The 23,823-nt window shown below is 61.2% G+C and carries 24 protein-coding genes; 11 read left to right on the top strand and 13 right to left on the bottom strand.

Annotated elements, in window-relative coordinates; all coding sequences use genetic code 11:
* Nucleotides 1-10: 10 nt before the first annotated feature.
* Entirely contained in the window at nucleotides 11-1,441 is a 1,431-nt protein-coding gene (locus EP837_RS17625; protein WP_066531810.1) for an efflux transporter outer membrane subunit, read from the top strand.
* Nucleotides 1,442-1,586: 145 nt separating this feature from the next.
* The gene (locus tag EP837_RS17620; protein ID WP_197486374.1) at nucleotides 1,587-2,219 is read left to right on the top strand and encodes a TetR/AcrR family transcriptional regulator; all 633 of its coding nucleotides are present in this window, start codon (nucleotides 1,587-1,589) and stop codon (nucleotides 2,217-2,219) included.
* Between the two features lie 23 nt (nucleotides 2,220-2,242).
* Here the strand turns inward: EP837_RS17620 and EP837_RS17615 are convergent, their stop codons facing one another.
* The 3 genes from EP837_RS17615 to EP837_RS17605 are packed head-to-tail and all read right to left on the bottom strand — an operon-like array spanning nucleotide 2,243 to nucleotide 4,687.
* Nucleotides 2,243-2,824 (bottom strand): nuclear transport factor 2 family protein, encoded by a 582-nt coding sequence (locus EP837_RS17615; RefSeq protein WP_066531358.1) that lies wholly within the window; start codon nucleotides 2,822-2,824, stop codon nucleotides 2,243-2,245.
* A complete protein-coding gene (locus EP837_RS17610; RefSeq protein WP_066531357.1) occupies nucleotides 2,817-3,587 on the bottom strand; it encodes an SDR family NAD(P)-dependent oxidoreductase in 771 nt (256 codons plus the stop codon). The genes EP837_RS17615 and EP837_RS17610 overlap by 8 nt, the downstream gene beginning before the upstream one ends.
* Nucleotides 3,588-3,616: 29 nt before the next feature.
* Nucleotides 3,617-4,687 carry a Rieske 2Fe-2S domain-containing protein gene (locus EP837_RS17605; protein WP_066531352.1) on the bottom strand — a complete coding sequence of 357 codons (1,071 nt, stop codon included), beginning with the start codon at nucleotides 4,685-4,687 and terminating at the stop codon, nucleotides 3,617-3,619.
* A gap of 141 nt (nucleotides 4,688-4,828) precedes the next feature.
* Here EP837_RS17605 and EP837_RS17600 point away from each other — a divergent pair, with 141 nt between their 5' ends.
* Together EP837_RS17600 and EP837_RS17595 are read left to right on the top strand one after the other, a co-directional pair.
* Nucleotides 4,829-5,578, top strand: coding sequence for a helix-turn-helix domain-containing protein (locus EP837_RS17600; protein WP_197486373.1), 750 nt, complete (start codon nucleotides 4,829-4,831; stop codon nucleotides 5,576-5,578).
* Between the two features lie 12 nt (nucleotides 5,579-5,590).
* Nucleotides 5,591-6,358 (top strand): SDR family NAD(P)-dependent oxidoreductase, encoded by a 768-nt coding sequence (locus tag EP837_RS17595; RefSeq protein ID WP_066531348.1) that lies wholly within the window; start codon nucleotides 5,591-5,593, stop codon nucleotides 6,356-6,358.
* Here the strand turns inward: EP837_RS17595 and EP837_RS17590 are convergent.
* The 3 genes from EP837_RS17590 to EP837_RS21450 form a co-directional block, all read right to left on the bottom strand.
* Complete coding sequence (locus EP837_RS17590; RefSeq protein WP_066531346.1) at nucleotides 6,355-7,548, bottom strand: MFS transporter; 1,194 nt, start codon at nucleotides 7,546-7,548, stop codon at nucleotides 6,355-6,357. The two genes, EP837_RS17595 and EP837_RS17590, sit on opposite strands and share 4 nt — an antisense overlap.
* A gap of 99 nt (nucleotides 7,549-7,647) precedes the next feature.
* Nucleotides 7,648-9,237: an isocitrate lyase gene (locus EP837_RS17585; RefSeq protein ID WP_066531345.1), complete on the bottom strand. Its 1,590-nt coding sequence runs from the start codon at nucleotides 9,235-9,237 to the stop codon at nucleotides 7,648-7,650.
* 28 nt (nucleotides 9,238-9,265) lie between these two features.
* Nucleotides 9,266-9,436 (bottom strand): hypothetical protein, encoded by a 171-nt coding sequence (locus tag EP837_RS21450; RefSeq protein ID WP_197486372.1) that lies wholly within the window; start codon nucleotides 9,434-9,436, stop codon nucleotides 9,266-9,268.
* A 145-nt stretch (nucleotides 9,437-9,581) separates the two neighbouring features.
* Between EP837_RS21450 and EP837_RS17580 the strand changes: the two genes are divergently transcribed.
* The 5 genes from EP837_RS17580 (at nucleotide 9,582) to EP837_RS17560 (ending at nucleotide 15,231) form a co-directional block, all read left to right on the top strand.
* The gene (locus EP837_RS17580) at nucleotides 9,582-10,985 is read left to right on the top strand and encodes a helix-turn-helix domain-containing protein (RefSeq protein WP_066531343.1); all 1,404 of its coding nucleotides are present in this window, start codon (nucleotides 9,582-9,584) and stop codon (nucleotides 10,983-10,985) included.
* Nucleotides 10,986-11,094: 109 nt separating this feature from the next.
* A complete protein-coding gene (locus EP837_RS17575; protein ID WP_066531341.1) occupies nucleotides 11,095-11,289 on the top strand; it encodes a hypothetical protein in 195 nt (64 codons plus the stop codon).
* 39 nt (nucleotides 11,290-11,328) lie between these two features.
* On the top strand, nucleotides 11,329-11,619 hold the full coding sequence (locus tag EP837_RS17570) for a hypothetical protein (RefSeq protein WP_066531339.1): 291 nt from the start codon (nucleotides 11,329-11,331) through the stop codon (nucleotides 11,617-11,619).
* A gap of 90 nt (nucleotides 11,620-11,709) precedes the next feature.
* Complete coding sequence (locus EP837_RS17565; protein WP_066531338.1) at nucleotides 11,710-14,802, top strand: helicase-related protein; 3,093 nt, start codon at nucleotides 11,710-11,712, stop codon at nucleotides 14,800-14,802.
* 21 nt (nucleotides 14,803-14,823) lie between these two features.
* Nucleotides 14,824-15,231 (top strand): group III truncated hemoglobin, encoded by a 408-nt coding sequence (locus EP837_RS17560; protein ID WP_066531337.1) that lies wholly within the window; start codon nucleotides 14,824-14,826, stop codon nucleotides 15,229-15,231.
* A gap of 1 nt (nucleotide 15,232) precedes the next feature.
* On the opposite strand, the gene EP837_RS17555 is transcribed toward EP837_RS17560, so the two are convergent.
* The 6 genes from EP837_RS17555 to EP837_RS17530 form a co-directional block, all read right to left on the bottom strand.
* Nucleotides 15,233-15,829, bottom strand: a complete 597-nt coding sequence (locus EP837_RS17555; RefSeq protein WP_225870639.1) for a DNA-3-methyladenine glycosylase — start codon at nucleotides 15,827-15,829, stop codon at nucleotides 15,233-15,235.
* A 63-nt stretch (nucleotides 15,830-15,892) separates the two neighbouring features.
* Nucleotides 15,893-16,522 carry a glutathione S-transferase family protein gene (locus EP837_RS17550; protein WP_066531335.1) on the bottom strand — a complete coding sequence of 210 codons (630 nt, stop codon included), beginning with the start codon at nucleotides 16,520-16,522 and terminating at the stop codon, nucleotides 15,893-15,895.
* Between the two features lie 26 nt (nucleotides 16,523-16,548).
* Complete coding sequence (locus EP837_RS17545) at nucleotides 16,549-16,809, bottom strand: DUF6894 family protein (RefSeq protein WP_066531333.1); 261 nt, start codon at nucleotides 16,807-16,809, stop codon at nucleotides 16,549-16,551.
* Nucleotides 16,810-17,254: 445 nt separating this feature from the next.
* Complete coding sequence (locus EP837_RS17540; protein ID WP_066531331.1) at nucleotides 17,255-17,788, bottom strand: hypothetical protein; 534 nt, start codon at nucleotides 17,786-17,788, stop codon at nucleotides 17,255-17,257.
* A 122-nt stretch (nucleotides 17,789-17,910) separates the two neighbouring features.
* Nucleotides 17,911-18,930, bottom strand: a complete 1,020-nt coding sequence (locus EP837_RS17535; protein ID WP_066531330.1) for a zinc-dependent alcohol dehydrogenase — start codon at nucleotides 18,928-18,930, stop codon at nucleotides 17,911-17,913.
* A 172-nt stretch (nucleotides 18,931-19,102) separates the two neighbouring features.
* Complete coding sequence (locus EP837_RS17530) at nucleotides 19,103-20,017, bottom strand: LysR family transcriptional regulator (RefSeq protein WP_066531329.1); 915 nt, start codon at nucleotides 20,015-20,017, stop codon at nucleotides 19,103-19,105.
* Nucleotides 20,018-20,220: 203 nt separating this feature from the next.
* Between EP837_RS17530 and EP837_RS17525 the strand changes: the two genes are divergently transcribed.
* On the top strand, nucleotides 20,221-21,474 hold the full coding sequence (locus EP837_RS17525) for a hypothetical protein (RefSeq protein WP_066531328.1): 1,254 nt from the start codon (nucleotides 20,221-20,223) through the stop codon (nucleotides 21,472-21,474).
* Nucleotides 21,475-21,561: 87 nt separating this feature from the next.
* Here EP837_RS17525 and EP837_RS17520 read toward each other — a convergent pair whose 3' ends face one another.
* A complete protein-coding gene (locus EP837_RS17520; RefSeq protein WP_380804964.1) occupies nucleotides 21,562-22,251 on the bottom strand; it encodes a CDP-alcohol phosphatidyltransferase family protein in 690 nt (229 codons plus the stop codon).
* A gap of 355 nt (nucleotides 22,252-22,606) precedes the next feature.
* Here EP837_RS17520 and EP837_RS17515 point away from each other — a divergent pair, with 355 nt between their 5' ends.
* Nucleotides 22,607-23,518 carry a formylglycine-generating enzyme family protein gene (locus tag EP837_RS17515; RefSeq protein ID WP_066531808.1) on the top strand — a complete coding sequence of 304 codons (912 nt, stop codon included), beginning with the start codon at nucleotides 22,607-22,609 and terminating at the stop codon, nucleotides 23,516-23,518.
* The last annotated feature ends 305 nt before the right edge of the window (nucleotides 23,519-23,823 follow it).

The following is a 23,823-nucleotide window of genomic DNA, read 5'->3' as shown; positions in this document are numbered from 1 at the left end:
GATAGAGATGATGACAAAGACACTCCTCCCCCTCCTGCTTGGCGCGTCGGCGCTCACCGCCTGCGCGACAGGGACGGACTATAAGGCTCCGGCTACCCCAAGCACGGCTGCGGGCGCGTTTATCGGCGCGGCCAACCCGGCGGTCAGCGCGGCGCAACCTGACGATAATTGGTGGCGGCTCTATAACGACCCGGTGCTCGAGGGGCTGGTGCAGGACGCATTGAAGGCCAACACCGACATACGCGTGGCGGTCGCGCGCCTGGAAAAAGCGCGCGCCGGGCTGCGGGGCGCTCGATCGGACAGGCTGCCCCAGAACAGCGTCAGCGCGCAACCGACCTATGGCCGCGCCTCCGCTGCGCAGACCCTTCCGGGCGCTGACCGCGAGAATTGGACCGTGGATGCGGGGCTGAACGTCGCATATGAGGTCGATCTGTTCGGCCGGGTGAAGCGCAGCATCGAAGCGGCCAAGGGTGACCTCAGCGCCGCGGCGGGCGAGGCAGATGCGGTCCGCGTGGCTGTCGTCGCCGACACGGCGCGCGCCTATGTCGATGCCACCAGTTCAGCCGAGCGTATCGCGGTAGCGGAGCAGATCGTGGCCTTGCTCGACAAGAGCATTCGCATCACCAATGCCCGTTTCGAAGTCGGCCGATCCGATCGCCTGGACGTAATCCGCACCACGGCGCTGCGCGACAGCCAGGCCGCTCTCATTCCCAGCCTGATCGCGGATCGTGACGCAGCTCTGTTCCGGCTCGCCACGCTAACAGGGCGTACGCCGCAGGAGCTGCCCGCGATCGTTCGCGATCAGAAGGTGACGCCGGACCTTACGCAGCCCATTCCGGTTGGCGATGGCCGGGTCTTGCTCGCCCGCCGTCCGGATGTGCGCGCCGCCGAGCAGCGGCTCGCCGCCGACACTGCGCGGATTGGAGTAGCGACTGCGGACCTCTATCCGCGTATTACGCTGGGCGGCTCCATCGGCACGACGGCGATCGGCGGGGGCGACATATTGGGCGGCGGGCCGTTCCGCTGGTTGCTGGGGCCGCTTATAAACTGGGCGTTTCCCAATCAGGAGGCCAATCGCGCCCGCATTGCCGCTGCAAAGTCTGACGCCAGCGCCGCGCTCGCGACCTTCGACGGAACGGTGCTCCGCGCGCTGGAGGAGACCGAGACCGCCCTGTCGGTCTATGCGCACGCCCTGGACCGCCGCGACACGCTCAAGGCCGCACGCGTGTCCGCCGATCGCGCCGCGCGCATCAGCCTAGCCCGGCAACGCGAAGGCAGGATCGACTTTCTGACGGTGCTGGACGCGCAGCGCACGCTGGCTGCGGCGGAGAGCGATCTTGCCGCCGCCGACCGCGCCGTAGCCTTCGCGCAGATCGACCTGTTCAGAGCGTTGGGCGGCGGCTGGACCACTGACGCGGCATCGCGCGCCAGCAATCCATGAGAGATTCACGTGCCCTTCGGAATGGATGATGAAGGCAACCCGCATGCCGAAGTCGGGCATTCTCGCGGATAGGTTCAGGCGCGCTTTACCCGGCGGCGAGAGCCCGCTCTTGCCATTTCGCCTTCACTGCGCAACGAGACGCATGATGGATAAACCAAGCATCAAAAGGCGCGCGGGCCGCCCTACCCCAGAGGTGGCCGAACAGAAGCGTAACAACCTCATCCTCGTCGCGCTTGACGAATTTGCGCGGACGGGCTTTCATGCTGCTTCGCTGCGCGACATTGCGGAAAAGGCGCAGGTGTCGAGCCGCACGCTCTATAATCATTTTCCCGACAAGCTTTCGCTCTTCGAAGCCTGCCTTGAACAATCCGGTGCGCAGATACGGCCGGAATTACCCGATCTAAAAGGCGACCTTCACACGCAACTGGCCACCTACGCCGCTGAGATGCAGCGACAGCTATTCTCCCCGCGCAGTATGCGTATCGCGCGGTTGATCTACCGGGAAGGAAGCGACTTCGACGAACTGCGGAAGATCGCCCGCTTACAATTCGAACGGCATCAGGTCAGCCCAGTTGCAGCGCTGCTGGAAGAAGAAGGCGTGCCTCCCACCGTTAGCCACAGCCTTGCCAAGCAATTCGTCGCCATGGCCTTTGGCGAATGGCAACGCCGGCTGCTGTTCGGTGGGGCCCCCATGACCGATGGCGAGATGGCCGAACATGCGACGCTTGTAACGGGCATATTTCTGAGCGGCATTGGCACCCATTTGCCACAAAGCTGATCGGCACGCGTGAGCGGCCGCAGTCAATCCGTCCGGCCGTCACGCGCCCGGCGATCGGCGCTGAACATAGGGAGACGCCGATAGAGGGGATCGTCCGCCCCCGCCCGGCCAGTTTCCACTCCTTCGGTGCCGAAACTGTCCTGCGGCTCAGCAGCGCGTTCCTCGGTGGCATCAAGGATGAAGAATCGGTGGGCGAAACGCCAGACGCCTCCACGCCTTTCATAACTATCGGCATAGCGGCCCCAGGCGATGAACTCGCGCGTTCCATCTGCCGTCAAATGCCACGCACGGGCGGTGATGACGCCTTCCGCGCGGTCGCCGTCCAGCAGGAACAGCATGTTCAACATGGCGTGGGATGTGGCGGCCCAAGTCGCCAGCATCTGCGGCAGCCAATCGATGTACCCCGTCGCCGGACCGCAATAATAGGGACTGTGATCGTCGATCGCGTCTTCATGGTAGAGCGACTGCAGCAGGCCATAGTCACGCCGGTCGATGCCATGGCCATAGGCGGTGACGAGGTGCTGGAGCGCCGCGCGGTCCCGCACCTCGTCCATCGACAGGCAATGGGGATGAAGCGCGCCATCCCCGGTTGCAATGTCAGACACCGAAGCCTCCGGCGACCGAGATGGTCTGGCCCGTCACATAATTGGCGTCGTCCGACGCCAGGAATACGGCGGCCTTGCCGATATCCTCGGCCAAGCCCCAACGCTTGATGGGCAGCATCGCCTTGACGTTGCGTTCCCATTCGGCGTCGAAATAGCCTTCCTGCTGGCCAACCTTGAACTGGCCGGCGTCGATCACGCCCACCAGCACGGAATTGGCGCGGATTTCGTGAACGCCCTCTTCCTTCGCAATGCCCTTGATCAGCGATTCATTGCACGCCTTGGGCGCGACCGACAGGCCGTCGAGGTGCGGCCACCAATCATGGCCCGCCGATCCCAGGTGAACGAAGGAGCCGCCGCCCTTTGCCCGGAAATGCGGGATGGCGATGCGCACGGCATAATAGAAGCCGAACGCCTCAATCTCCATCGACGCGCGGAACTGCTCCAGCGACCAGTCTGCGATGTTGACCTGCGCCACGATGGGGCCAGCGCCCCAGACGATGCTGTGAACGCGGCCATGCGCCTCCACAGCGCTTGCGAAGCCGGCTTCAAGCTCCTCATAGCTGCGCGCGTCCGCCTGATGGATGCTCGCCTTGCGGCCCAGCTTGCGGACTTCTTCAGCCGCCGCTTCTGCGCTGTCCTTCTTGGAACGGTAGAAGATCGCGACGTCCGTGCCCGCCTTGGCGAATTCCAGCGCGACCCCCTTGCCGATCCCACCGCTACCGCCAAACACGGCCACAGCGCCTTCAGGAAATGCCCTGCTCATTCTCTTCCTTTCTTACGTTATCCGTCCGCTTATTCGGCGGCTTGCAAATTGGGTGCGGGAGCCATGCCGCTGGTATGATGCACTCCATTGGCGCGCGCCTGAAACTCCGCGGCTTTGTCGCGCGGATTATAGAATTGGCGATACCAGGCGCGGCTGCGATGAAATGGCCCATCGGTGGGCAGGCGCAGAATGTTGAAGGCCGGTCCCTTGGTCCGCCAGATCGCGAAATCCTGCGAGAAGGCAGCCAAACCCGCAGCATGATATTGCGAGCGAAGTTCGGCGTCGGCGGCGGTCGGCGGCGTGTTTAGCGCTCGCGTCACGATGCTGTGCCATACCTGCGTCACGCCATCTTCCTTGGGCGTATGGCAGATGATCTGGACGGCGTCGGTCTCGCCTGAGTAGCGGGCGATGAGGATGCCAGGGCCGGTGTAGAAGGCATCGACGTCCAACACCCCGCTTTCGCTCGTCATCGTTTCGTGACCGCCGCCTGAAATCTGCTTACCGATCGGCCCTTCGAACACGGAATCGAAATAGGCCAGTTTCTGGCCGTGGATCGGGCCGAAGTGCCGGGTATCGACCAGATTGTCGAGTATCTCCTGCGGATGGACGTTCAGCGTGCCAAGGTCGTCATACTCGCCACGCATCCACTGCGGGTCGTCCCATTCGGGCAAGTCGGGCAACGCATAGTCGGGCGCGCCTTCCTCCGGATCGTGCCAGGCAAAGACGCAACCGAACCGCTCTTCCACCGGATAGGAGCGCACCTTGGCGGCAGCCGGGATGTTGCCATCGAAATAGGGGATATGGTCGCACTTACCGTCGGGCCCGAAGCGCCAGCTATGATAGGGGCAGCGGATCGAATCCCCTTCGATCCGTTGAGCCGCCGCGTCGGAGGTCTGTTCGGCGGCCAGATGCGCCTGCATGTGCGGGCAATAGGCGTCGAGCAGAACGATCCGGCCGGATTCGCCGCGATAGATGACCAGTTCGCGTCCCAGCATGCGCAGGGCGGTAGGCGCGCCGGTCACGTCGGCGGCTCGCGCGACCATCAGCCAGCCGCGCGGAAAGGTGAATTCGCCCAGGTTATATTCAGCGGTGGTCGCCATATGCCTCTCCTGAAATGGCTGCGTCGCTCAGCCAATCTATGGGCGGAAAGTGCCTGTCTGTTGAAAGCAGTGCAATCGGCTTCTGAAATGAACTATCGTAATATGATCGACCTCGATCAATCAAAGACAGGTTCACGAAAAATGCCCAAGACGCGCCGTCCCGGTATCGCTACCATTCTGCTCCAACTGCGGCGGGAATTGAAGGCAAGGGGGATCCGGGTGGCTAGTCTCGCCACACAGATGGAGGTGGCGGAACCGACCATATGGCGGTGGCTTCGTGGCGAGGGGCTGACGCTCGACCGGCTGGACGAGATTTGCGCAATCGCCGATCTCGACATGCGCGATCTGGTGGGCCGCGGCGACGATCAGCAGGAAAGCTTCACGCTAGCGCAGGAGCGGGTTCTGGCCGCAGACCGGGGCTTGGCGCTGGTTTTCTTCGCCATTCTCCATGGCGCGCAGCGGCAGGATCTGGAGCAGGAGTTCGGCCTGCCAGCAGACCGGCTGGAAAGCCATCTGGAGCGGCTGAAGCGGCTAAGTCTGATCGAAGCACCTTCGCGTGGCCGCATCCGGTCAAAGATGCGGCGCGCGGTACGCTGGCGGCGGGGCGGCCCCTTGTCGATGGCGTTCGAACGGACGGTGAAGCCGCTGTTCATGTCGCTAAATTTCGGATCGCCCGAGGCGCTCTATATGTCAGACATGGTGTCGTTGAGCGAGGCCGGGCGGGCCAGGGTGCATGCTTTGTTCGAGGCGCTGCGCGACGATATTCATATGATCGGCGAGCAGGAACAAGCCGCACGGCTGGAAGGCCGCGAATGGAGTGGCGTGCTGATGATGGTGCGGCCGTTCGACATTGGAGAGCTGACGTCCGAATGGCGCGGCAAGGCAAGATAGAGGGAGAGTTTCTTGGCTACATTTGAAAAGGGCTGCACGCTGCTGTTCGGCGGCAGCGGCGGTATCGGCAGCGGCATTTCCCGCATATTCGCGCAGCAGGGCTCCGATATCGCGATCGTCTATCGCGGCAATCAGAAGCGTGCGGAAGAGGTGGCCTCGGCGGCGCAGGAACATGGCCGCCATGTCAGCATCCACCGCGCTGACGTAACCGACGCGAATGACATTCGAGCAGTAGTCGATGAGGCGATCGCCGAGCATGGCCGTATTCACACCGTTATCTGGGCTGCAGGACCGCTGGTCAATCAGCGCTATCTGACCTCCACCCCCATGGAAGAGTGGCGACACGCTTTCGACGTCGAAGTTCATGGCTTTTTGACGGTCGTCCAAACGGTCGTGCCGCATATGCGCGATCAGGGCGGCGGCAGTTTCGTTACACTTGGATCGGCCGGGCATGATTGGTGGCCCTCCCGCGACGGCATGTCCGTCGCCGTCAAGGCATCGAACGAACAGCTGGTGAAGGGCATCGCCAAGGAAGAAGGTCGCTACGGTATTCGCGCTAATTCAGTGTTGGTCGGCGTCATCGATGCAGGACAGCTTCATGAACTCAGCCGCCTCGGCCAGATCGACCAAAGATGGGTGGATAATACGCATCGGCTGCTCTGCCTGAAGCGCTGGGGCACGGCGGAGGAAATCGGGCATGCGTGCGTGTTCTTCGCGTCCAACGAAGCTGCCTATGTGACGGGGCAGCACATATCCGTTTCGGGCGGCTTCGGCGTCTAAGGAACCTGCGGCTTGACGGTCCAGCGGTGACCTATGCTGGCGGCGAACAGGCCAGCCGCCAGCAAATAGGCCAAACCCACTGCGGTGAAGGCAAAGGCAATGCCATAAGCTTCCCGGACCGGAGCTAGCAGCAGCGGATTGAGGAACTGGCCCAGGAACATGGCCGCGACGTTCACACCCATCGCGCGGTCGTGCAGCGGTTCTGGCGTCCGCAGCAGCAACTCCGAGGCCACTGTCGGTTCGATGATGCCGATGCCCACTCCCACGACGATCATCGAAAGCAGTACCCAGGCTCCGCTGGGCGCCCAGGCAGCGAGCGGCAGGCCGAGGCCGATTGCGAGCGAGATCAGGACGAACATCTGCCTGAAACCCAGCCAGCGCCGCATCAGCCCGTAGAAAGCGCTGCATATCGCGCCGACGAGTGACGACAAGCCGATGAACTGCCCTATGGTGGAAGGCGCGGTGAAGCCCTTGGCGGCCATCAGGAAAGGCCCCTGAATGACCATCATATACATGCCGACCGTATAGCCGGTCAGGAGCAGGTAGAACGTCCATCCGCGAAGCACGGGCCGCCAACTGAGCGAAACGCTGGCGGCCGAAAGTCCGCGATGTAACCCTCTGAGCGCGCAGGGGATGAGCAGCAGACTGACGCCGTAGAGCATGAACGGAGCGCGCCAGCCAAAGCGCTCGACAACATAACCCATGACCACGAGGAGGCCCAGAGAAGCAATCGATGCGGCGGTGGACATGAAGCCAAGGAGCGACTCCCGCCTGCCGCCCTCGAAATATTCGCCGATCACGGCATAAACGGAGGTCAGCAGGACACCACCCACAAAACCGCTGACAACACGCGCGGTGACGAGCAGGGTCAAGCTAGGGGCCATTCCGCCGCTAACGCCTGCAATCGCATAAACCAGCAGACAGGCGGAGATGACTGCGCGCCGTCCCCAGCGTTCGGACAGATAGCCAGAAATCGCAGCACCGACGATCATCACCATCGCAGGCACAGTCAGCACCAGTTGCGCGGTGAGCGCACCGAATTCCTGCGCCATCTGCAGGACCCCCGGCGCGATCGCCAGAGCGAGCATGGAGATGAGCACGGGAATACCGAGCGCCAACGCAACCACGCTCGCACCCCCTACATAGGGGGCATGCGCTCCAGGTTCAGCGCCCTCCTTCTCCGCGGTCATTTCCCCTCCCCGCTCCGTCCGTCATCCGCTCTAGCGGCGGTGATTTAATCTGTGCCCGCGGTTTCGTGACGCGGCAAGGGGAAATGGCTGGCTTGGCTGTCAGGCTGCGAACTGGTTCATGGTGTTGTGAGCGCCGCCCGCCTTGAGCGCCGCCTCACCGGCAAAATATTCCTTATGATCATCGCCGATATCGGAGCCCGACATATTCTGATGTTTCACGCAGGCGATGCCCTCGCGGATCTCCTTGCGCTGCACCCCGGCGACATAGCCCAGCATGCCAGCCTCGCCGAAATAGTCCCTGGCGAGATTGTCCGTGCTGAGCGCTGCGGTGTGATAGGTCGGCAAGGTGATGAGGTGGTGGAAGATGCCGGCCCGCGCCGACGCGTCTTTCTGAAAGGTGCGGATCTTCTCGTCAGCTTCTAAGGCCAGTTCGGTCAGGTCATATTCCGCGCTCATCAGCTTCGCGCGATCATAGGACTCCAGGCCCCTCCCCTCCGCCAACCAGCGGTCATAAACCTGCTGACGGAAGTTGAGCGTCCAGTTGAAGGACGGCGAATTATTGTAAACCAGCTTCGCGTCGGGAACGACTTCCCGAATACGATCAACCATGGATGCGATCTGATCGATATGCGGCTTTTCAGTTTCGATCCACAGCAGGTCCGCGCCGTTCTGCAACGATGTGATGCAGTCGAGCACGCAACGATCCTCGCCCGTCCCTTCGCGGAACTGGTACAGGTTTGACGGCAGCCGCTTGGGACGCATCATCTGCCCGTCGCGGACGATCAGCACATCCCCTTCGCTCAGCGTCTCTATGGGTTCGCAATCGAGGAAGCTGTTATACTGGTCGCCCAGGTCGCCCTTTTCCCGGACATAGGCGATCTGCTTGGTGAGCCCCGCGCCCAGCGAGTCCGTGCGGGCGACGATGATGCCATCCTCCATCCCCAATTCCAGGAAGGCGTAACGGCAGGCGCGGATTTTCGCGAGAAAGTCTTCGTGCGGCACCGTGACCTTGCCATCCTGATGTCCGCATTGCTTCTCATCTGAAACCTGATTCTCGATCTGCAGCGCGCACGCGCCCGCCTCGATCATCTTTTTGGCCAGAAGGTAGGTCGCCTCCGCATTGCCGAAACCCGCGTCGATGTCGGCGATGATCGGGACGACATGTGTTTCATAATTGTCGATCGCATGGGACAGGCGCTGGGCTTCAACCTCGTTGCCACTGTCCCGCGCATGGTCGAGATCGCGGAACATGAGGCTCAGTTCGCGGGCGTCGGCCTGTTTCAGGAAGGTGTAAAGCTCACTGATGAGGGCGGGCACGCTCGTCTTTTCGTGCATCGACTGGTCCGGCAATGGGCCGAACTCACTGCGGAGCGCGGCGACCATCCATCCCGAAAGATAAAGATATTTACCCTTCGTCGATCCGAAATGCTTCTTGATGCTGATCATCTTCTGCTGGCCGATGAAGCCGTGCCAGCAGCCGAGCGACTGTGTATATGCTCTCGGATCGGCATCATAGGCGGCCATGTCCTGCCGCATGATCCTGGCCGTATGGCGCGCGATGTCGAGACCGCTCCGGAAGCGGTTCTGCAACCGCATGCGCGTAACAGCGTTCGCGTCGATCGCGCTCCATGACGCGCCGTTGCCCTTAATCATCTCCGCCGCAGCCGCGACGTCACCCTGATATGTCATTCGTCAATTCCTCTGGAGTAAACCGCGATCAGCTTCGGCCGCTTGGCGCGACGCGGCCCAACCGGTGATAGAGATGGGCGAACTTGATCGATGCGGGCTGGTCCCTGACCTCGTTCAGATAATGGGCGACCGCTTCACGAAGCAGGGAGAAATCCTCTGTCGAGAAAACCGCCCGAGCGCGCTGTTGTTCGCTGTTCATGTCCCTTGGTTCCTTTCGCTTGCTTCAATTTCCTGAAGCCCATGGGGAGGTAGTGACGCATCTGCGCATCAGGCGGAATGGCTATGAAAGCCGCGAAGTCACAATTTACATTGTACATCTTGTGAATTTTTGACAGAATGGCTTCATGAAGGCAGCCACAGAACGGAAGCTCTATCTCGGTCCTAAGCTGCGGCTGCTTCGCCGCGAGCTGGGCCTCAACCAATCGCAAATGGCGGAGGAGTTGGGCGTCAGTCCCAGCTATCTCAATCATCTGGAGCGGAACCAGCGGCCTCTCTCCGCGCAGATGCTTCTGCGCTTCGCCCAGACCTATGACCTGGACATTCGCGAATTCGTCTCAGGAACACTGCCCGACGCGGCGGGCGGGCTCATGGAAATCTTCACCGATGCGCTCCTCCGCGACATCGGCGTCCCACGTGATGAGGTGAATGAGATCGCGGAAAATTATCCCGGCGCGACCGAAGCGATCACGCGCCTTTATCGCGCGATAACGGATTTGCGGCGGTTGCCCGAGGCAATCAATCAGGCGGGCGGGCATTCCCGAACCAGCACCGCGCTCGATTGGCTGCGCGACTTTGTGCATGAGAATAACAACCACTTCCCCGCCCTTGATGCCGCAGCGGAAGGAATCGCTGGCACTCTGCCCGACGAGCCCGCCGAACTTTTCGTTGCCCTGCGGCAGCGGTTGGAGCGGGATCATGCTGTGTCCACCCGCATCATGAACGACAAGGCCATGGCTGGCGGGCGGCGCTTCTACGACTTTCATAGGCGGCGGCTGATGATCTCCGACCGGCTGCCCGCGTCAGGCCGCCTGTTCGCCGCAGGATTCCAGATCAGCATGATGGAGATGGAAAAACCGATCGCCGAAATTATCGAGCGAGGCGCGCCCGACAGTGAGACGCGGCCCTTGCTGCGGACCATGCTGACCAACTACGCCGCCGCTGCGCTGATCATGCCCTACAGCCGCTTTCTTAGCGCGGCGGAGGAAGGCCGCTATGACATGGACCTGCTGCAACGCCGCTTCGGCGCATCCTATGAGCAGACGGCGCACCGGCTGACGACACTGGCGCGCAGTGGCGAGCGGGGGGTGCCGTTCTTCCTGCTAAAGGTCGATATTGCAGGGACCATCTCGAAACGCTTCGCGGGCGAGGGGATGCCGCTCGCTCAATTTGGCGGGGGATGCCCACGCTGGAACGCGTGGCGCGCCTTTCACATGCCCGAACGAAGCGTGGCGGAAATTGTCGAGATGCCCGACGGCGAGCGCTATATGACCTTCACGCGCGCAGTTCCTCATTCGCTCGATCCTCAGGCCAAGTCGGTCCAGGCCATCGCACTTGGATGTCACGTAAAGCATGCTGCGCGCATGGCCGCTGCCGACATGCTGCCAGATCAGCCGAACCTGATCGGCCCGGCGTGCCACATCTGCCCCCGTGTGGCCTGCCCCGACCGCGCATTGCCGCCGATCACCCGATCGCTCGCCGTCAGTCAATATCAACGGGGGCCGACGCCCTACCCGTTTCAACAAGTCTGACCTTTTCCCTGACCGGCTGGTCGTTGGCACAACAAGGGTTGGGAACCATCCCGACTGGTAACCCTTCCTGTGTCGAAGTTCGCGAGCCGAACATGTCCAGGAGGTTGCCATGCCGACGAAGATTTCAAGATTTCAGATTGACGATGCCGAGGATGAATATCTGCTGACGTTTGAAACGGAGGACGGCAGCGCGATTGAGCTGACGGCAAGTTATGAGCAGTTGGACCTGATCGCCGAAGCGATCGATGCTCAATTGGACAGCGACGAGGAGGATGCGTTGGGCGCGGAGATTCAGGAGGACTGATTACCCCCGGTCACTACCACCGCATAAGAAAGGACTGACATGAGCCAGACGATTGAACGACGGTTCGCAACCCGGGCCGAGGCGGATAGCGCCGTAGAACTGCTGGTCCAGGAACATGGCGTTGACCGAAGCGACATCTTCATCGCCGCAGATGGACCGGAAAACAGCGTCGGCGAGGTTGTGAGCGGAGGAGACGCACCTGCTATGCAGAAAGAGGAGGCGCGAGGAGACGCTCCGCTCAACTCGCCGGTCCTTGTGTCGGTAGACATAAATGATGACGCGAAGGTGACTGTAATCGAAGCGGTAATGACGGAACGATCGGGATACTGAACCGGCGACGCGGTCATTTATTAAAAGGTGAAGAAACTCCGCCGATGCACAAGGGTTTGCTCCTGGGGACGCAGCATTGGAGGTCGGTGAATGACTATCGCCTGGGTTGCGACCCGGTTGGCAGATTTTATGGGGCGCGAAAATCTCCTCTATTTAGCTGATGACGATCAGCAGGCTGAGCGGCTAGCCGCTACATTATCTGCCTTGATGCCGGACAGCCGGGTGATATTCTTGCCTTCCAGCGACACATTGCCGGGCGACAGCGCCCCGGCCTCCCCTGCCAATGTAGGACAGCGGGTTGCCGCGCTGCACGCGTTGCGGCGCGCGGCATCATCTCCTGTCGCGCTGATCATGAGCGGCGAAGCTGCTGGGCGCGCCTATCCGCCGCCGGACGCCTTTGATGTCTCCCCACCCACGCTTCGCATAGGCGACCTGCTGACCCTTAACGAGTTGGCAGAACGCCTGACCCAGATCGGTTATTTTCCGGACGACCGAGTGGATGAGCCGGGCGAGATGGCTATCCGAGGCGAGGTTTCCGACATCTTCCCAGCCGACGCCGGAACGCCGGTCCGCGTGGAGCTTGTGGACGGCAAGGTGGCCAGCCTTCGCGCCTATGACCCCATCAGCCAGCGAACCATCGAGGAACTGGATTGCATCGCCGTCGGCCGAGCGGCGGAACCTCTGGCGGAACGCCCCGTCACGATCCTTGCTCATCTCCAGCCCGGAAAGATAAGCTACTCGGCCAAGGCGGAAAAGCGGCGGCAGCGCTTCCTTGCCTTGGCGGCTGAGGTTAAGGGCCGGGATGATCGCGCGCCTCAGGAGGAGTGGGAAGAAGCGCTGGGACGATGGGAGGTGGTGGCACTGGACCCGCCGACCGAGATCCCTCGCTTTGCTGAGCAGCGGTCTCCGCTAACTGCCTTCGCCCGCTTCGCCCAGCCCCACCTGGACTCTGGACGCATCTTCATCCTCGCAGGTGGTGAGCGCGACCTGCGCTTCCTGCGCAGCAAGGTGCAGGCAAAATTGGGGAAGGACTTGGTCGAACTGTCCCGTTGGCAGGACGTCGCGGCGCTCCCCCTCTCCAGCGCCGCGATCATGCGCTTACCCGTCGATATCGGCTTTGCCGATGATCGCCACCTGTTCGTCGCGGCCGCAGACCTGCTTGGCAGCCGGGCGCTGGTCGAGGATATAGCAGCGAGCGTACTACCCGCCTGGACCGATGCAGCGACGCAGATCCAGTTGGGCGATGTCGTCATTCATGAAGATCATGGCGTCGGCATCGCTCTTGGCCTGGAAATGGCGCCAGGGGAGGACGGCGCAGAAACTGAAATGATTGCGCTCGGCTACGGCGGCGGAACACGGCGGCTGATACGCATCGCCGACGCCAATCGGATCTGGCGCTATGGTTCGGACCCGGACGCTGTGGCGCTGGACAAACTCGACAGTTCCTCATGGAAGAAACGCAGCGGGGAGATAGAGGCCGCAGTCGCCCAAACTGCTCGGGGGCTCGCCGAAATGGCCAAGGTGCGCGCGGAGGCAAGCGCGCCCGAAATGGTTCCGGATGACGCCGCCTATGAGCGGTTCGTGGGCGGCTTTCCCCACAATGAAACGGCGGATCAGGCGCGGGCCATCTTGGCCGTCCGCGACGATCTGGCGAGCGGGCGGCCGATGGACAGGCTTGTCGTCGGCGATGTTGGCTATGGCAAGACGGAGGTGGCTTTGCGCGCTGCAGCCATTGCGGCGCTCAGCGGTTATCAGACCATCGTTGCCGCACCGACGACCGTGCTGGTCCGCCAGCATCTGGAAGGTTTTACCGCCCGCTTTAAGCCGATGGGTATAAAGGTCGCCAGCCTTTCCCGCCTTTCATCGCCAGCCGAAAAGCGGGCGGTCAAAGCGGGACTGGCCGATGGCTCCATCGATATCGTTATTGGCACCGGCGCAGTCGTGGGCAAGGGCGTCAGCTATGCAAAGCTAGGGCTGGTCGTAATCGATGAGGAGCAAAAATTCGGTGCCGCCGACAAGAAGCGGCTGCGCGGCTCTGCTGAGGTGCATCTGCTCGCTCTAAGCGCGACCCCGATCCCCCGGACACTGCAGTCCGCCTTGGTAGGACTTCAGCAGATATCCGTCATAGCGACCCCGCCGGCACGGCGTCAGCCGATCCGCACCAGCCTGGGCAGATTCGATGACAGCCGCGTCCGTACGGCCCTTATGCGTGAACATGGTCGTCGCGGGCAGAGCTTTGTCGTCGTGCCGCGCATTGAGGATATGACCTCGCTGGGCGAAAGATTAGCTAGGCTGGTGCCGGACCTTTCGATCGCGATGGCCCATGGTAAGATGCCGGCCGCTGAGATCGACGAGACAATGGTCGATTTTGCCGACGGCAAGGGTGATATCCTGTTGGCCACCAACATCATCGAAGCAGGACTGGATGTGCCCCGCGCCAACACGATGATCGTGTGGCGCGCTGATCGTTTCGGCCTGGCGCAGCTGCACCAGCTGCGAGGGCGTGTCGGACGCGGAAATCGCAGGGGACAGGTGCTATTGTTGACCGACAAGGAAAGTCCCATTGCCGAGCGGACGATGAAGCGCCTGCGCGCGCTCACTGCCTTCGACCGACTGGGCGCCGGTTTCGAGATCAGCGCGCGGGATCTGGACATGCGGGGCGCGGGCGATCTGCTTGGGGACGCGCAGGCAGGGCATATGAAGCTGATCGGGGTGGACCTTTACCAACATATGCTGAGCGCCGCGATGCGCCAGGCCCGTGGCGAGGAGGATGAGCGATGGATGCCGGACATTCATGCCGGTGCGGAAGGGTATTTTCCGGCAGAGTGGATACCCGACCCGTCGATTCGCCTCAGTCTTTACATCCGCCTAGCCCGTCTCATGGAGGCATCCGAAATCGATGTTTTCGAAGAAGAATTGCTCGACCGCTTCGGCACTCTTCCCGACCCAGCGGAATGGCTGCTGGCCCAAGCGCGTTTGCGGGCCAGCGCAAAAGACGCGAAGATCGTGCGCATCGATGTCGGCCAGGCAGGCGTGGCCCTTACGCCACATGCGCACAATAGCGCCGACTGGTCTGAAGCTGGCTTAGAAGCTCGGAATGGCAGATGGCTGCTACAGTCTCCGCCAAATTCCCAAACAGCGCTGGAGCGCGCAATTATGGTGCTCGATCGGGCGATAGGATAGACAGAGGCTAAGAGGCGCCAAATGTCTTATCAGGACCTTGAATTAGCCCTGCCCGAAGTGTTGCGGGCCTTTTATGCCCGTGTACGGCAAGACGATCAGCTTGGACCGATTTTCAACAGTGCCGTGTACGACTGGGATGAGCATCTGGAGCGTATCGCCGACTTCTGGTCATCGGTGATGCTGGGAACCGGCAGATACAAGGGGAACCCGGTGGCGCGGCACCTCCCGCATGCGGCGCAGATTAACCGAGCCAAGTTCGACCGCTGGCTTGAGCTTTGGCGCGAGACGACAAGCCTCATGCTTCCGGCGGAGGTCGCCGCCGGCCTGCAGACGAAGGCTGAGAGGATCGCCGAGAGCCTCATTCTGGCAATGCAGTTCCCTTCCCCTGCTCAACGGACAATGATGGCAAAGATGGCGGCTGACCGCTAATCTAGCCGGCCGCAAACCCTTCCCCGGCAAAGGGGCGGCTAAGGAATGGCGAGTTGCTGAGGCCGAAGCGCCAAGGCGTGTCCACTCCAACGCGGATGCCGATCCGTCGGCCTTCAGTGATCGGCGACTCCCCGCCAGGTGCGAATAGCTGGAACGGAGCATCGCCGAGCGGCGCTCCGTTAAGCGATCCATCGATCCCCAAAGCCTGACATAATCGGCCGGGTCCTGAACATAGCAGGCGCGGATCGCTGATGCCCCTGCGAACGACCATCTGCCCGATACCCTCTAACGGTTCCAACGCGCGGATGAGGACCGCACTTCCAGCTTCCCCTGCCACCGCGTTCAGGCACCAGTGTAGGCCGTAGATCCGGTAGATATAGGCGTGGCCAGGCGGGCCGAACATAACGGCGTTGCGGCGCTTCTGCCCGCCAAAACTGTGAGATGCAGGATCGCTTATGTCATAAGCTTCCGTTTCGACGATACGGCCGCCCACTCCGTTAATGAGCAGCGTGGCGCCTATCAGCCCGCGCGCAATGGTGGGCGCCTTATGTTGGAAGAAGGACTCCTCGAGCGCCGGTCCCGCATCGAATATGGTCAACCTGGCCTCATGAACCTTGAGGGTAGCAAAGTGAGACCAAGCGGGGACAAGCCTTCGCCCGCCTTAGCCCGGTCGTGACGGAACCACCCGGCCGCCCGAAGATATAGCCTTTTCATAGGCCGGCCGGGCCTGCAGGCGGGAAAGATAGGTTTTCAGACCCGGATGATCGGCAGCTAATCCCGCCCCGGCGGCCAGTTCGACCAGATAGGCGAGTTGAATGTCAGCGATGGTGAAGTCTTCACCCATCAGCCAGGGTCCCTCACCCACGCCATCGGCGATGTACGCCATGGTCTTCACCAGTTCGGGCTGTACGAAATCAGTCAAATTCTCCTGTAAGCCGCCCACCATGCCGCCGATTAAGGTGAGCATGACCGGCATTGCTGCAGACCCTTCGACATAATGCAGCCATTCGTCGTGAATGACCCGAGCCTTGCTGCCGATCGGCGGCGCGAGACGGCCGCCGCCATGCTGATCGTTCAAATAGGTGAGGATAGCGCCCGATTCCGCGACGACGAGCCCGTCATCAACTATAACCGGGGCTTTGCCCAGCGGATGCACGGTCGCCAGTTCCGGTGGCGCCCGGAAGGAAGGCGTGCGCTGATAGACGACCAGTTCATAGGGGATACCGAGTTCTTCAAGTGCCCACAGGACTCGGGTCGATCGGGAATAGACCAAATGGTGAAGCGTGATCATCGGCAATCCTTTAAACGGCTTGTAGGCTATTCGCGGAGGACCGGCTTCGCCTTTATCTGGGTTACAGCCTCTTCAAATGGCAAAATCAACAGGGTCCGACCCTGTTCATCGGTGACCTGGATTGCTCCACTGAGGTCGAGCACGCCGCTGGCAACATCGTCGCTAATCAACCCGCGCGCATTTGTTAGGGCGAGACGAAGCGCCTCTGCCGGACTGTCGAGCGCCACTCCTTCTTCGTCGGACAGCATGCCCGACCGATCATGGAGGTGAAAGTGATAACGCGCCATATCGCTCTTATAGTTATGTCTATAGGTGCCTCCACCCCACCCGCTCACTAACTCAAGCGAACGGCCAAGCGTTTTTATCCGTTAAGCGTAATCATTCCTGCCTGCGTTCAAATGCCGGGCGGTCTATCCCACGTCGGCAGATGCACGGCGAGCACGCCGCTCTACGATCCTGCGCGCACTTTCTGCCTCTCTCATCCAGGACTTTGCGGCCGTCAGGCATATCGCGCGGACATTCGGCAAATCACTGCTATTGGCACGGGCGAGATGGGTGGCCGCCTGGGCTTTGCAAAACTCAACAGATGGCTGATCCATGTCCGTACCTTCATTTTATGAAGGCCCGCCCCTTAGGGTGGCGGGCCTCGATGATCCGGACGATTGCGGGGAGCAATAAAAAGTCGTCCGGCAGCCTATAAACCATCGGGCCGAGCCGATGTTCCAGTCAGCGTCAGATTTGCGCCGCCGTCTTCGCACGTGATGAACTGTGACCGCCGTTTCGGTAGAGGATTTCACGCGCTTCGGCGGCATTTACCGTGGAATCGCTGGAATCGACTGACACAAACACGTTCCCGCTCCTGATGCGCTCATCATAATAGGCAGCATCCTCGTCATCGACGCCGTGCTTCTTGAGCGTTTCATTGAGCGTCCCGCCGGCAGCGCCGATTGCTGCGCCGATTGCCGCGGCTTCCGGCACCGCTGACGCGGCGATGGCGCCTACGGCCGCCAGTGGCCCCACCCCAGGAATGGCCAACGCGGCGATGCCGAGACCTGCGCCGAGTGCGCCGCCTCCCAAAATTCCCCTCAGCAGATTGCGATGATCATCATCAGTGATTTCGCCATCGCCCGTGCGCGTTGTTGTTTTCCCGTCGTGCTGGGCGATGATGGAGAGGGAACCGTCGCCAATACCGGCAGCCCGCAGTTCGGATACGGCACGTTCGGCCTCGGCATGACTATCGAAAATAGCGGATGCGATCTGTGTCATTCTACTCTCCTACAGGCATGAAGGCCTGGGCCGGTCGAACGATGCAGCCATTGCATCGTTCCGGCGCGAATCTTCAATGCGATGAGGTGAGCAATAATCCCGCCGTGCTCATGAACGCCGGATCACGGCTTGATGAGTATCTTACACTGCGTTGTGGGCTTGCGCAGCGCCTCGAACGCGTCGGGCAGCTCGTCTAGCGTCACCGTGGCGCTATGCATCGGGCTTGGGTTGATGTCGCGCCGGGCGATTGCGTCGATCACCGCGGCAAAGTCCTGCTCGGTATAGGCTTGGCTGAACCGGATCGTGACTTCCTTGCCAAGCGCCACGATCGGCGCGATCACATCTTCCTGTATGACCACGCCAGCCACCACGACGCAGCCGCGCACGCCGACCAGTTCTACTGCCTGACGCAGCATGCCCGGTATGCCCACACATTCGAAGACGAAGCGCGGCCGCGCTTCACCCGTGGCCTTGCGATAGGCCTCAAGCACGTCCTCGGCATTGGGATCGATCGTCGCGGTTGCGCCCAACTCGGCCGCGCGAGTGCGCCGATTTTTGGACATTTCGCTGACCACCACATGACGCGCACCTGCATGGCGTGCGAACAGCGCCACCGCTGCGCCTATGGGCCCTCCGCCCAGAATCAGCACGGACGCGCCCTTGGGCATGTCCGCCATGCTGACGATATGATGTCCCACGGCAAGAGGCTCGACCAGCGCGCCTTCTTCGAAGTTCACACCGTCTGGGAGGCGTTGAAGCATGTTACCGCGCGCAGCCACATATTGCGCATAGGCCCCCGGCGCGTTCAGGTAGCAGCCGGTGAAAAGGTTGGCGCTGCACAGCGCAGGCAGGCCGCTGTCACAGGCATCGCAGCTGTTGCAGGCGTTGAGTGGAAGAGCCGTTACGCGATCGCCCGCCTTCCATCCGGCGACATTGGAGCCGACTGCGGCGATCATGCCTGCAAATTCATGACCCAGGATTAGCCCCGATGGGGTGTGGGCATGTTCGGTTACATGAAGGTCGGAGCCGCAAATGCCCGCATTCTCGACCGCCAGGATCACCTGATCGGCGTCGGGCGTCGGATCGGGCACGTTTTCGATGGAAAGCGGCTTTCCGACTCCCTTGAATATGGCGGCGCGCATCTGTTCAAGCTCCTCATTGGATAAAGTTGGTCGTGACGCTTCCCTACCGCGGTCGCGCGGATGATGTTGTCGATCGCGCTATTCTGCTACAGGTGTCAGGATTGTATAAGCTATGTTCTTTGTAAGGGAGCGTTGCAGCTCGCGTAACGTCCAGTTGAGGGGCCGATGCCATCTAGGTGGCCCCCTTTGCGAAGACTTCGGGCAGGAAGGACAGGAAGCTGCGCAACTTCCCAGGCTGATATGCCGATTTCTGATAGACGGCGAAAATCCCCTCAGCGCCGATGCGGGGGTGCAGGATCTGGTGATGGGGAAGCAATTGCACCAGCGTTCCAGCGGCAAGCTCCTCATCCACCTCATGCAAGGGCATCATGCCGATACCAAGGCCCGCCAGGATCGCGCTGCGCAACACGGTGCCGTCATTCACGCGCATTCTTCCCTGCGGCTCATGGCTTTGGACCTCGCCGCCAGTCCCGACGAACTGCCACGGCATCGCGCCCATTTCAGGTTCGTAGAGAATGACCTCATAGGCGCCGAGCGCCTCGGCATTTTCCGGCAGCAGCCTTGAAGATACATAATCCGCAGATGCGATCAGCACCAGTTGGCTTGGGGCAAGCAGCTTTGCGACCAGATCGGTACTGTCGGGTCGGGTATAGCGTATGTCCACATCGATATTGTCTGCGATCAGGTCCGCGTCCTCGTCGTTCGACACGAACAGGTCGATTTCCACCTCGGGATTGGCGGTCAGGAAACGGGGCAGTGCCGGGACCAGCAGGCGTGAGGCGGTGAGCGCCCGAATGTTGACGCGGAGCCGGCCGCGGGGCTTTGCCTCCAGCAGCGAAACGCTGTCGATCATCTCGTCAAGTTCCGCCAACATCGGCCGCGCGCGACGAAGCAGCATCTCTCCCGCCTCAGTAGGTGTGAGCGTCCGCTTGCCCCGGTTAAACAGCCGCACCTTCAACTGCGTTTCGAGCGCGGCAATTTGCCGCGAAATCGAGGCGGTCGATGTTCCCATCTGCCGAGCGGCCGCGGCCAGACTACCATGCTGCATCGCCAGTACGAACATCCTGATGCCGGTCATCATCTGCATGGCATGTTGACTTCAGTAGCTCCCCGATTTTGGAACGAGTAGCACCGCGCCCAGGCCGCGCAAAGAACAAGCGAACCAGCCGCCGCCAATGCTGCGTGTGAAAAACTGCCGTTATGCGTGATTGAATTTCAGGTGGTCGCACTCAGGCGCGACGGGCATGATGCACATGGAAGGCCCGTATATCGGCCGATGGAGGATGCATAATGACTGCGCATTCAGCCCTTTTCTTGGGGAAAGGCCGCCGGCTGCTGGCGACGGGAGCGCTGGTTGGCGCAGCGACCATGTTGACCGCGGCGGATGCGCCGACTGGCGGCGAGCCGGGTGTCCGCGCTTTCGTGCTGGGCAATATCTACCTCGCCAATGGTGGAACGGGAGATATCTGCCGCGCCGAGGATGAAGGGGCGCTGGAACGTTTCCGCAAGTTGCTTCCCGCCGCGCAGCAGCAAAAATATGCGGACCCGGCGAAAAACCAAGAGCTCGAGAAATTGATGAACGAGCATTTCGGTTTCCGCCGCCTGATATTGCGCGATGATCGGACGGGGAAGGTCAAACTGCCGCCCGGCGTTGACCGGACCGCGGCGATAACGCCCGAACAGGCGCTCGCCATCGGGGCACTGAACGGCTTCCCTAAAGGCAAGGGACGCCCCGCCTTCAGCAAGCGGGATGTGGTCTATAGCGCCTGCTCTGACCCTTATGACTTTCCGGTGCTGGCCAAGAATTTCCGGACCTATGACGGCCCCGTCGCGGCGGGAATGAACCTGGATGGAAAGGTCAGCAAAGAAGATTTCACGGGGCCCGATGGTGAGAAGGGGATCGACAACCAGCTATGGCGCGTAGCGGGATGTTCCTGGCCGTTCCGGGAAGGCAGCAATCCTGATATTGCGCGCAAGACATTGATCTCTTCGCTGGCGCCTACGCTGATCGAGTTGCGAGGGGTGGATGACGCCAGCAATGATCCGGATGTGACGGTGACGGTTTTTGCCGCGACGACCGCCCTTAACAAGGATGGCAAAGGCGGCGTGCTGGCGCGAGCGACCTTTATTGCCGATCCGGATCCCCGCCTAAAGGCGACGACGCATGGGCGGATTGAGAATGGCGTGCTGACGACCGATTCATTCGACATGGTGCTGAATTACAAGGAACAGATTATCGATGCGCCTCGCCATATCCGAGGGGCTCGTATTCGGGCGACGCTGACCAAGGACGGGGGCATCGAGGGCGGCTTCTATGGCTATTATACTTTGGACAGCTATTATTCCTCGATCGAGCAGATGACGCAAAATGGGGCCAATCTGTCGCGCCTGACTTGTCCCGGCATAAGGCTGGCCATCGACCGATTGGCCGATGGGTATCGCGATCCGAAGACGGGTAAATATACCGCTATTTCGTCGGCCTATCACTTTTTTGGAGTGCGGGCTTTTGTCGTTCCTCCGCAGCAGACGGCGCGCGCGGAGTGAATTGATGAATGCAAAAGCGAGAAAAAAAAACGCGTTTTTGAGCATCACTAAACGTTAGATAATGAAACTGGATGAGCTGCGCGAGGTTCAGCCGAATCTGCGCTCCAGGGCTTCGCCGTCGATCTGGGCCAGCCTTCGCCCAGTGACGAGCGTCTGGCCGACGAAAAGCAGGATCAGGATGGAGCCGACCGTGCCGACAAAAATGTCGAAGCCCGACCAGCGCCCGAACAGCCCCGGCCCTGCCCCCAGCACCATCATCATGACGGTCAGCGCGATCAGCATGATCCTGAGTTCGGTCGGCCCCGCCGACAAATAGGAGAGCTTGAATTCGCCCAGCACGCGGGCGGACAGAAAGGCGTGGATCGACAGCAGCAGATAGCCCGCCAGCGCGATCAAGGCGACGTCCATGGTGACGAAGGGGCTAAGGCCGATGCCCGCCAGGATCAGCAGCGTAGCGAGCCCGTCACAGCTATGGTCGATGAAATAGCCGTACGAGGGACGCTCGATCCGCCGGTGCCGCGCCAGGCTGCCGTCCATGGAGTCGCCGAACCATTGGACGACATAGCCGGCGATGGCGAGGATCAGCCAGGGATAGGCAAGATTGCTGCCCACATAGCCGATGAAGATCATGAACGCGCCGATCATGCCCAGGATCGTCAGCTTGTCCGGCGTGACCCAGGCAGGCATGCGGGCGCAGAGCCAGTTCAGCAGCCGTCGTTCCTTCGCAGCGAGCCAGTTTTCCTGTATCCGGTCGAGCGGTTTAGGCGATTGAGGCATGTCCATTGGCTGCTGCGGCTTTCATGTTCGCGGGAGCACATAAGTCTCTCTGTCGAGTTGCGCGAAACAGGACCCCGATCAGCGCCCTCTATCAGCATGACGACGCGGGGAACAAGGGGTTTTCGGACGTATGGCGCCAACGGTGAGCCGAAGGCCGAAGCACGCGCGTAACAAGCGGAAGGGTTAGGATGGCCAAGCCATAATATCTGGACAGCGGCGGCCACTCACGCCTTTATGATGTGAGCGAGCCTATTATCTTGAGCGGTCGCAGAACATATGTGGAGCATCCATGCGTCAGTTTTCCAAGCCCAGGGCGATACGGTCATCGCGGCCGGTGCAGCCGGACACCAGCGGCATGCGGTGGGTGGAGGGCGGCGCATTCGCCATGGGATCGGAGAATTTCTATCCTGAAGAAGCGCCGGTGCGGCGGGTGCGGGTCGATGGCTTCTGGATCGACGAGACGCCCGTCACCAATCGTGAATTTGCCCGCTTCGTCCAGGCGACGAACCACAGGACGGTTGCCGAAATCGCGCCTGATCCCAAGGATTATCCCGGCATGCCGATCGAACTGGCGCAGCCCGGATCGTTGCTGTTCCAGCGCACGGCCGGGCCGGTGGACCTGAACGACCATAGCCAGTGGTGGACCTTCGCCCTGGGCGTGGACTGGCGGCACCCGCACGGGCCGGGGAGCAGTCTGGACGGGCTGGAGGATCATCCCGTCGTCCATGTCACTTTCGAAGATGCGCGGGCTTATGCGAAATGGGCTGGCAAATCGCTGCCGACCGAAGCCGAATGGGAATATGCGGCGCGCGGCGGACTGCAAGCGCAGGATTATGCCTGGGGCGAGGAGCTGGCTCCAGAAGGACGGATGCTCGCCAATTATTGGCAGGGCGCCTTTCCCTTTGCCAACACATTGGACGACGGGTGGGAAAGAACCTCGCCTGTGCGCAGCTATCCCGCGAACGGCCTTGGCCTGTACGACATGATCGGCAATGTGTGGGAGTGGACAAGCGACTGGTACGCCCAGCCGCGGGTCGAGGCGAAGGCGCGCGGCAGCTGCTGCGTGCCCGCCAACCCGCGTGGGCCGACCCGACACGAGAGCCTGGACGCCCCTAACGCCATCCCGCGAAAGGTGCTGAAGGGCGGATCGCATCTTTGCGCGCCTAATTATTGCCAGCGCTACCGCCCTGCGGCCAGGCATGCACAAGCGATCGAGTCATCGACGAGCCACATCGGCTTTCGCTGTGTGGTGCGGGCGAAAGGCTGACGGCGTTGACGACGGACCAGAGAAGGGAAGAGTTGGCATTCCTCCCCTCTCCATAAGGCTCTGCAAAGACCCGTCTCCGCAACCTGGTTGGAGTCGATTATCTCCTTTGCGGCGGAATTTTTTCGCGTGCGTCCAGCGCTAGAGCGGGGCAAATGCGAGCCGCCACAATGTTGATTTGAATTTTTTATAGAATATTATACGCAGTTCATCAAAATTAGTAGAGATTTAATTCATAAATTCCTCCATTGATACATGTAAGACATTTTGTTTCGACTAATTATGTTGGCTAACTCGTAGATATAATG

The organism is Sphingobium sp. EP60837 (assembly GCF_001658005.1).
In the GTDB taxonomy this organism is placed as follows: Bacteria; Pseudomonadota; Alphaproteobacteria; order Sphingomonadales; family Sphingomonadaceae; genus Sphingobium; species Sphingobium tyrosinilyticum.
This window is presented reverse-complemented; position numbering and strand designations above follow the sequence as displayed.

Excerpts from the sequence above, each read along its gene's own strand:
- EP837_RS17625 (WP_066531810.1), top strand. The coding sequence starts at position 11 with ATGACAAAGACACTCCTCCCCCTCCTGCTTGGCGCGTCGGCGCTCACC.
- EP837_RS17620 (WP_197486374.1), top strand. The coding sequence starts at position 1,587 with ATGGATAAACCAAGCATCAAAAGGCGCGCGGGCCGCCCTACCCCAGAG.
- EP837_RS17610 (WP_066531357.1), bottom strand. The coding sequence starts at position 3,587 with ATGAGCAGGGCATTTCCTGAAGGCGCTGTGGCCGTGTTTGGCGGTAGC.
- EP837_RS17605 (WP_066531352.1), bottom strand. The coding sequence starts at position 4,687 with ATGGCGACCACCGCTGAATATAACCTGGGCGAATTCACCTTTCCGCGC.
- EP837_RS17600 (WP_197486373.1), top strand. The coding sequence starts at position 4,829 with ATGCCCAAGACGCGCCGTCCCGGTATCGCTACCATTCTGCTCCAACTG.
- EP837_RS17590 (WP_066531346.1), bottom strand. The coding sequence starts at position 7,548 with ATGACCGCGGAGAAGGAGGGCGCTGAACCTGGAGCGCATGCCCCCTAT.
- EP837_RS17585 (WP_066531345.1), bottom strand. The coding sequence starts at position 9,237 with ATGACATATCAGGGTGACGTCGCGGCTGCGGCGGAGATGATTAAGGGC.
- EP837_RS21450 (WP_197486372.1), bottom strand. The coding sequence starts at position 9,436 with ATGAACAGCGAACAACAGCGCGCTCGGGCGGTTTTCTCGACAGAGGAT.
- EP837_RS17580 (WP_066531343.1), top strand. The coding sequence starts at position 9,582 with ATGAAGGCAGCCACAGAACGGAAGCTCTATCTCGGTCCTAAGCTGCGG.
- EP837_RS17575 (WP_066531341.1), top strand. The coding sequence starts at position 11,095 with ATGCCGACGAAGATTTCAAGATTTCAGATTGACGATGCCGAGGATGAA.
- EP837_RS17570 (WP_066531339.1), top strand. The coding sequence starts at position 11,329 with ATGAGCCAGACGATTGAACGACGGTTCGCAACCCGGGCCGAGGCGGAT.
- EP837_RS17565 (WP_066531338.1), top strand. The coding sequence starts at position 11,710 with ATGACTATCGCCTGGGTTGCGACCCGGTTGGCAGATTTTATGGGGCGC.
- EP837_RS17560 (WP_066531337.1), top strand. The coding sequence starts at position 14,824 with ATGTCTTATCAGGACCTTGAATTAGCCCTGCCCGAAGTGTTGCGGGCC.
- EP837_RS17550 (WP_066531335.1), bottom strand. The coding sequence starts at position 16,522 with ATGATCACGCTTCACCATTTGGTCTATTCCCGATCGACCCGAGTCCTG.
- EP837_RS17545 (WP_066531333.1), bottom strand. The coding sequence starts at position 16,809 with ATGGCGCGTTATCACTTTCACCTCCATGATCGGTCGGGCATGCTGTCC.
- EP837_RS17540 (WP_066531331.1), bottom strand. The coding sequence starts at position 17,788 with ATGACACAGATCGCATCCGCTATTTTCGATAGTCATGCCGAGGCCGAA.
- EP837_RS17535 (WP_066531330.1), bottom strand. The coding sequence starts at position 18,930 with ATGCGCGCCGCCATATTCAAGGGAGTCGGAAAGCCGCTTTCCATCGAA.
- EP837_RS17530 (WP_066531329.1), bottom strand. The coding sequence starts at position 20,017 with ATGCAGATGATGACCGGCATCAGGATGTTCGTACTGGCGATGCAGCAT.
- EP837_RS17525 (WP_066531328.1), top strand. The coding sequence starts at position 20,221 with ATGACTGCGCATTCAGCCCTTTTCTTGGGGAAAGGCCGCCGGCTGCTG.
- EP837_RS17520 (WP_380804964.1), bottom strand. The coding sequence starts at position 22,251 with ATGCCTCAATCGCCTAAACCGCTCGACCGGATACAGGAAAACTGGCTC.
- EP837_RS17515 (WP_066531808.1), top strand. The coding sequence starts at position 22,607 with ATGCGGTGGGTGGAGGGCGGCGCATTCGCCATGGGATCGGAGAATTTC.